The organism is bacterium (genome assembly GCA_040753085.1).
GTDB lineage: Bacteria > UBA9089 > JASEGY01 > JASEGY01 > JASEGY01 > JASEGY01.
This window is the reverse complement of record JBFMHI010000145.1, coordinates 1-7,115: the sequence shown is the minus strand read 5'-3', so window position 1 is coordinate 7,115 and position 7,115 is coordinate 1. Positions and strand designations below refer to the sequence as shown.

Annotated in this window: 7 protein-coding genes; 5 read left to right on the top strand and 2 right to left on the bottom strand. The window is 44.2% G+C overall.

The window, feature by feature from the left end; all coding sequences use genetic code 11:
- Positions 1-293 precede the first annotated feature (293 nt).
- Positions 294-548, bottom strand: coding sequence for a hypothetical protein (locus AB1797_11925; protein ID MEW5768305.1), 255 nt, complete (start codon positions 546-548; stop codon positions 294-296).
- A gap of 61 nt (positions 549-609) precedes the next feature.
- The gene (locus AB1797_11920; protein ID MEW5768304.1) at positions 610-777 is read right to left on the bottom strand and encodes a hypothetical protein; all 168 of its coding nucleotides are present in this window, start codon (positions 775-777) and stop codon (positions 610-612) included.
- Positions 778-1,458: 681 nt separating this feature from the next.
- Between AB1797_11920 and AB1797_11915 the strand changes: the two genes are divergently transcribed.
- The 5 genes from AB1797_11915 to AB1797_11895 form a co-directional block, all read left to right on the top strand.
- On the top strand, positions 1,459-2,781 hold the full coding sequence (locus AB1797_11915; GenBank protein MEW5768303.1) for a HAMP domain-containing sensor histidine kinase: 1,323 nt from the start codon (positions 1,459-1,461) through the stop codon (positions 2,779-2,781).
- On the top strand, positions 2,774-4,135 hold the full coding sequence (locus AB1797_11910) for a sigma-54 dependent transcriptional regulator (protein MEW5768302.1): 1,362 nt from the start codon (positions 2,774-2,776) through the stop codon (positions 4,133-4,135). The genes AB1797_11915 and AB1797_11910 overlap by 8 nt, the downstream gene beginning before the upstream one ends.
- A 479-nt stretch (positions 4,136-4,614) precedes the next feature.
- The gene (locus AB1797_11905; protein MEW5768301.1) at positions 4,615-5,994 is read left to right on the top strand and encodes a TrkH family potassium uptake protein; all 1,380 of its coding nucleotides are present in this window, start codon (positions 4,615-4,617) and stop codon (positions 5,992-5,994) included.
- A 95-nt stretch (positions 5,995-6,089) separates the two neighbouring features.
- Positions 6,090-6,740 (top strand): TrkA family potassium uptake protein, encoded by a 651-nt coding sequence (locus AB1797_11900; protein MEW5768300.1) that lies wholly within the window; start codon positions 6,090-6,092, stop codon positions 6,738-6,740.
- A gap of 113 nt (positions 6,741-6,853) precedes the next feature.
- The coding region (locus tag AB1797_11895) for a hypothetical protein (protein MEW5768299.1) at positions 6,854-7,115 on the top strand (262 nt) is incomplete at its 3' end.

The following is a 7,115-nucleotide window of genomic DNA, read 5'->3' as shown; positions in this document are numbered from 1 at the left end:
AATAACATATAATTTCTATCTTGACATGGCTGTCGGGGCACGTTGCAAGGTGCCCCTACAGTAAGGGCGATTCGCGAATCGTCCTTGCAAAAGGGGGAGGTAGGGACGAATAATTATTCGCCCCTACTAAAGAGACTCTACCCATAAATACTAACGTGACAAGGCACTAGCCCCAGGCCAAAAAGCAGCAGGATGTGGATGCTGTCACCAGCTATGGGAAGATAGATATGAAGATATGTCACTGAAATCTCGCTCCTCCTACCGGTCAGAAAAAAGGACGATGAACCAGGCCGTCATGTCAGCGAGACGGCTGCCGAATCAGATACCACTACTAATGGACACTTCAGGTCTTTCCATGATTCCGCGATAATCTTATCCGCCTCCTTGCAGTTGATATTAAGTCCATCTGAAGATTCTACCACCACAAAGAGTATATCTCTTTCTCTGTTCGTATGATTAAGGATCTCTTCTTTTATACAGCCGCTCCCCTGAATCAAGCGGCACCCTATTCCTTCCTTCTTAAGTTCGGTCTGGAATTGGTTCAGCAAATCCTCTCTCTGGTTTGAGACGGATAGTATTTCCAGCTCTCCACTTATACGTTTACAGATATTAAGGGCATGCCTGAAGGCATTTGTGTTTGATTCCTTTCCTGTTATGGCCAGCAATATCTTGCGTTTTTCCCTCATGGTTTTTCTTGGCTGTCTCAAGATCGCCTGCTTCCCCAAAGGCCGCCGTAGCCATTGCCTCTTCAAATTTTTTTATCAATTTATCATCCAATTTTCTCCTCGAAGCTTCCCTCTTGACAGATCTTTTAAAGAATGGTATACTAACCCTTCAAAGAGAGGTGAATGAGATGTTAACCCATAGTAAAAACCCTTCTGCCTTGTATAAGAAGCAATTTTTATGCCAAAAGCAGGAAGAATCTGTAAGGGCTTACAACTCTTGATTTTTTTGTTCTCTGCTGGGTAATCCCTGTATTGCAATATGCAACAGAACCGGTTGCCTTTGGATAAATCCATAGATAAGGAAAGGCCTTTAAGGGCTGTTGCATATAATTCGGCAAGTGTTACATTATGTAATAGTTGACCTTGCTTCGTTTCGGCCACTCTAAGACGGTCCACGGTTTACCATCCATAGTCGGCGAGCTGCCTTTTATGGACTATGTGGATGATGTGTAGACGGTGGACTCAATCCCGACTGGCCCAAACGATGACCAATGCCCAATGGCTGGTGACAACTATTTAAGGAAAAAGGGGAAAGGAAGAATGGCTACTGAAGAGGTGAACCATTACGATCAAATTTCCATCCAGTATTCGTCAGAAAATTATCCTGGCATATCTGGTCGCGATCACTGTAATAATCGTTGGCGCTGTTTTTTCATATATCAACCTTAGCCGGCTGGAAGAAAGGGTTGTATCCAGCCATGTAATCTCCGGGTTTTTTGATGCCACCCTCGAGATGAGGCGGTTTGAGAAGAATTACTTTCTCTATGGAAAAAAAGAGGCTGATTATCGTGAAAATCTGCGATTCGTTAATAGAGCCAAAGGGCTTGTCGCCGAGAATAGAGAGGTGTTTAAAGGATTTGAGGCCATAGTTTCCGTCCCTGAGATAGAAAAGGCCCTTAATGAGTATAAGGGGCTTATGGCGAAAGATTTTTTGGGGCCTGAGGAAGCTGATTCCCATAATGTTATCATATTAGAGGCGAAGATAAGGGCCAAGGGCAAGGAGATTGTCACCATTACCGAGGAGATATCTAAAGTGGAACGGAGGCATATCCGGAAACTGCTTTTATCCTCACAGCGCACCCTGATTGCTTCTATCAGCGCTTTTATCCTCTTTAGTGTTATTTTTGGTTATATATTATTGCGTATGGTTACAAAGCCGTTGAAACTCCTGGAAAACAGTATGGAAAGGATCGCCGGGGGAGGGTTTGATCGGGTTTCAATTAATTCTTCAGACAGGGAGATCACCTCGCTCAGAGATGCCATTAACAGGATGTTGAGAGAGTTGGAGTGGAGGCAGAGACGTCTTGTGCAATCAGAAAAACTTGTTTCGCTGGGCACACTGGTGTCAGGCATGGCCCATGAATTAAACAATCCCCTGTCAAATATATCCACCTCCTGCCAGATACTTCAGGAGGAGATGGAGGAGGCCAATATAGGGTATAAGAAAAAACTGCTGTCTCAGATTGGAGAACAAACCGACCGGGCCCGAGATATTGTTCGTTCCATCCTGGAGTTCTCAAGGGCAAAGGAGCTAAAAAAAGAGCGGCTTTTTTTAAAAGATTTGATTGATGAGACTATCCTTTTTGTCAGGGGCGAAGTCCCGGCAGGGGTAGAAATAACGGTTGATGTCCCGGATGAAATCGAGATTTATGCGGATAAGCCACGGATGCAGCAGGCCTTTTTAAACCTGATCAAAAATGCCATAGAGGCTGTCCCCCTTGAAGGGATGGTTTCCATTAGCGCCAGCCGTATCACAGGAGAAGAGGCAATGGATATCCCTTCCGAAAGGGCGGTAAAGGGTGACGCCGTGGAGATAAAAATCCGAGATACCGGCCCGGGGATCAACCCCGATATTCTCCCTAGGATATTCGATCCATTTTTCACCACAAAAGATGTCGGGAAAGGCTTTGGTCTTGGGTTATTTATAACACATGGGATTATTGAGGAACATGGCGGGTCTATAAAAGTAACGAGCCGACCCGGACAGGGCGCTGCCTTTTTAATTCAATTGCCGCAGGAAGAGGGTCCCGGAAAAGGAGTTTTGACGGATGAATAACAAGGCAAGATTACTGATCGTGGATGACGAAAGGATCGCCCTGGAAAATTTAGAGCATGTTATGAAGAAGGAAGGGTATGAGACTATTACTACCCAGAGTGGCCCTCAGGCCTTAAGACTCCTTGAGGAGCAGGAATTCGAGGTAGTGCTTACCGATCTGCGTATGAAAAAGGTGGACGGCATGCAGATACTCAAGCGGTGCCGGGAGCTTTATCCCGACACGGAGGTGATTATGATCACCGCTTATGCCACGGTTGATTCGGGTGTGCAGGCTATGAAGAGAGGGGCATATTATTATATTGCCAAGCCGTTTAACTTAGATGAGGTAAGAGGAATTGTCAGGGAGGCCGTGGAGAAGATTAATTTAAAAAAGGAGAACAGGCAGTTAAGGGAGCATATTGAGAGTCTTGAGGGAAAGGTTCGCATAATTACGCAGGACTTTAAGATGAAGAAACTTCTGGACACAGCCGAACAGATCGCCCCAACTGATTCCAGTGTGGTTCTCAGTGGCGAAAGCGGCACCGGCAAGGAGCTTTTTGCTAAATACATCCATGCCCACAGCCGGCGGTCCGGCGGTCCCTTTTTGGCCATCAACTGCGGCGCCTTCACCGAGGAGCTTTTATCCAATGAGATCTTTGGACATGAAAAGGACGCCTTTACAGGCGCCACCGGGATGAAGAAGGGTCTGATTGAGATGGCTTCTCAGGGAACACTTTTTCTGGATGAGATAACAGAGATGACCCCGGCTATGCAGGTGAAGCTCCTCAGGGTTATTCAGGAAAAAGAGGTTTTAAGATTAGGCGCTACCGCGCCGGTTAAAGTAGATGTGCGGTTTATTGCCGCCACGAACCGGGATATTAAAGATGCCATTAAAACCGGTCAATTCAGGGAGGATTTGTTTTTTAGATTAAATGTGGTTTCATTTTATATCCCTCCGCTTTCAGAGCGGCGGGATGACATACCGCTATTAAGTTATTATTTCCTCAAGAGATATTCAGCCATAATGAAAAAAAATATAACGGAAATTAGTCCAGAGGTAATGGCCGTCCTAATGAACTATGATTTCCCCGGTAATGTAAGGGAATTGGAAAATATTATTGAGAGGGGTGTGGCCATGGCTAATGGGGGCATAATTGAGGTCACCCATCTGTCCGAAGACCTCAAGGAATTGAATATTCGAACCTTCAGGAAAAAAGAAGGACGGCTTCCCTCTCTGGAGGAACAGGAGATATCCTATATCCAATGGGTGTTAAAAGAGGCCGGTGGCAATAAGACCCTGGCCGCCCAGATACTTGATATAGACAGGGTATCCCTTTGGAGAAAATTGAAAAAACATGGACTGGAAGATCAGTAGACTTAAGCGTTACATTGAAGGGCGCCTCTCCCCTAAGGGGAGAGGATTAAGGTGAGGGGTAAAGAGGCTTATTACCCACCATTTCAATCGTTACAGACCACTAGAAGCCGTCTGTGATTGGTCATAGAAAGATCAGGATTTAGCGCTTTTCGTAACCGTTCAGCCACCAAGGCACGAAGACACAAAGGGGAAATTATTTATGAATTTAGTCTCTTTGTGTCTTCGTGGTAAAAAGGGGTCTGGTTTTTTAATCAAATTTAATGTACTACTTACTAAAAAATATATGTCGTAGAGAACATTAGAGCAATAGAGCAGAAGTTCTGAAACTTTCAGAAAAGTCTTTAACTACTGCGCTACTGCTCTGTTGAGCTATTAAGAAATAATCCTTTAATCTTTGTGTCTTAGTGTCTTTGTGGCTGAACACTTACCGCTTTTCTAAACCCCAAACTCGAAACTGAGGCAAGGGACGGTGGTAAAAAATGATAAAGAAAATCATCCTTTCGGTCAAGAAATCTTTTCTGAAGTTAACGCCGGGTGCTATTTTCGTATTCAGCTATATCCTGGTCATATCAATCGGCACGATATTGTTAAAGCTCCCCCTGGCTGCCCACCACGGAAACATTCATCTCATAGATGCTCTTTTTACGGCCACTTCTGCTGTTTGTGTGACGGGCCTTAGTGTGGTTGACACAGGTAGTTGTTTCTCAATTTTTGGCCAATTAGTTATCCTGGCCTTGATCCAAACCGGCGGGATAGGGATCATAACATTTGGCGTATTTTTGACTGTTTCTGCTGGCTGGCGGATGGGCTATAGACGGCGTTCAATAATTCAGGAATCGTATTCAACCGGGGGATTCCAGGATGTAAGGTCATTGGTTGGCTTGATATTTAAATTTGTGGCCGTCTCAGAGCTGATTGGGACAATTTTTTTAATGGCCAGTTGGTATCGGGATTTCTCTTTGCTTAAGAATTTTTACTACTCTTTTTTCCATTCTATAGCGGCGTTCTGCAATGCAGGTTTTGCTTTATTTAATGACAGTTTTATCTCCTTTCATGATAATATCATTTTAAATCTTACGATAACTTTTCTGATAATTTTAGGCGGACTGGGGTTTCCTGTAATCTATGAATTATGGACATTGTTCTTTGCCCAAGACAGAGCCCGTATTTCCCTGCATACAAAATTAGTGCTACTGACCTCCCTTGTCTTAATTCTTATGGGGATGGGGCTATTCTGGGCGGTTGAAAGAAATAATTCTCTGGCCGGGATGACCCCGGGCCATCAAATCATGGTCGCCTATTTCCAGTCTGTCACCGCCAGAACAGCAGGATTCGCCACCGTAAATTTCAATATACTCAGTAATGCCACGTTACTGGTTATTATAATTCTGATGTTTATCGGGGCCTCCCCGGGCTCTTGCGGGGGGGGGATAAAAACAACCAGTATGGCCGCCTTGATGATAGTGCTCTGGAACAAACTGTTGGGTCAAGAAAGATTTCATGTCTTTAAGAGGAGTTTATCTCAAGAAGCCGTATCCCGGACTATTGCCATTTTTTTAATATCTATCGGCGCCATAATATTGGTATTCAGCCTGTTACTAATAATAGAGTTAGGAGATATCCCCTATAAAGAGAGTCGAGGACTGTTTCTTGAATACTTATTTGAAACCGTATCCGCCTTTGGCACGGTCGGTCTCTCTCTGGGCACATCTCAGCAAATGGGAACAGCAGGCAAGCTGTTAATAATCTTAATGATGTTTATAGGCAGAGTAGGCATACTTACTATGGCTTACTTGCTCACACATATTTCTACTGCCGGAGACTTTCAGTATGCGGAAGAAAATGTTATAATCGGATAAAAGGGAGGAGACAACTACTCAGGTGGATAGGCGGTAGGCATTAGAACTAATCGCCTTCAGCCTAAACAATCTGAATAGTTGAGGGAGGAGGTATTATGAAAAGCGTGGCGGTAATCGGTCTGGGAAATTTTGGTTTTTGGGTGGCCAAAACCCTCTTTAATTTAGGGCATGAAGTAATGGGGATTGATGTCAATAAAGATGCGGTTCAAAGAAGCCAGGCTATTCTTAGCCAGGCCATTATTTCAGATGCGACTAAAAAGGAAACGCTTATCAAGCTCGGTTTGGAACACATAGATGCGGCTGTGGTCAGCACCGGTGATAATGTAAGCGCTTGCACCCTGATAACCTTGCACTTAAAAGAAATAGGCATAAAAAAGATCGTAGTCAAGGCCATAGATGAAGACCATGGCAGGATCTTGGAAAAAGTAGGGGCGACGGATGTGATTTTCCCGGAAAAAGATATGGGGATAAAGATAGCCAAAAGCTTAACCACGCCTAATATCCTTGATTATCTATCAATGACTGAAGATTACGAGATTGCAGAACTGGCGCCCTCAAAGGATTTTATAGGCAAGTCTTTGGTTGAGTTGGATTTGTCCAACCGTTTTCGCATTCAGATTATTGGGGTAAAGGAGTTAGTGCCTGAAAGATTTACACTTATACCCCCAGCAAACTTTATTATTAAGGATAGTGATGTCCTGGTAGTTCTGGGTAAAAACTCGGATATTGAAAGGATAAAGGAGTAATAGACTACCAGATGTCGGCCAAAAATGGCCGAAACGATGAACAGGTAAGGCTGAAGGATGGGCATAAATTTCAGCCTTCAGCCTTAACGGAGGAGTTACAGAGGAGGTAAAAAATGATGTTATTATTAACCGTATTTATCGCTCTGGTCACATTTGCCTCACCCAGTATAGGCGCCGATGCAGATGAGGAAAAGGGTGTAGTGATAGAAGAGGTAGTGGTCACGGCGACCAGAGGAGAAAAGAAGATTGGGCATCGTTTCAAATCGCTACTTAAGAAGGGAGAGATCGGTTTACACTTTTTGTTCTCCAACCGGAACACAAAAAAGTCCCAAACTGGCTTTCAGAGCGGGAAAAGGCTGTTTATGTTTGCTGCAC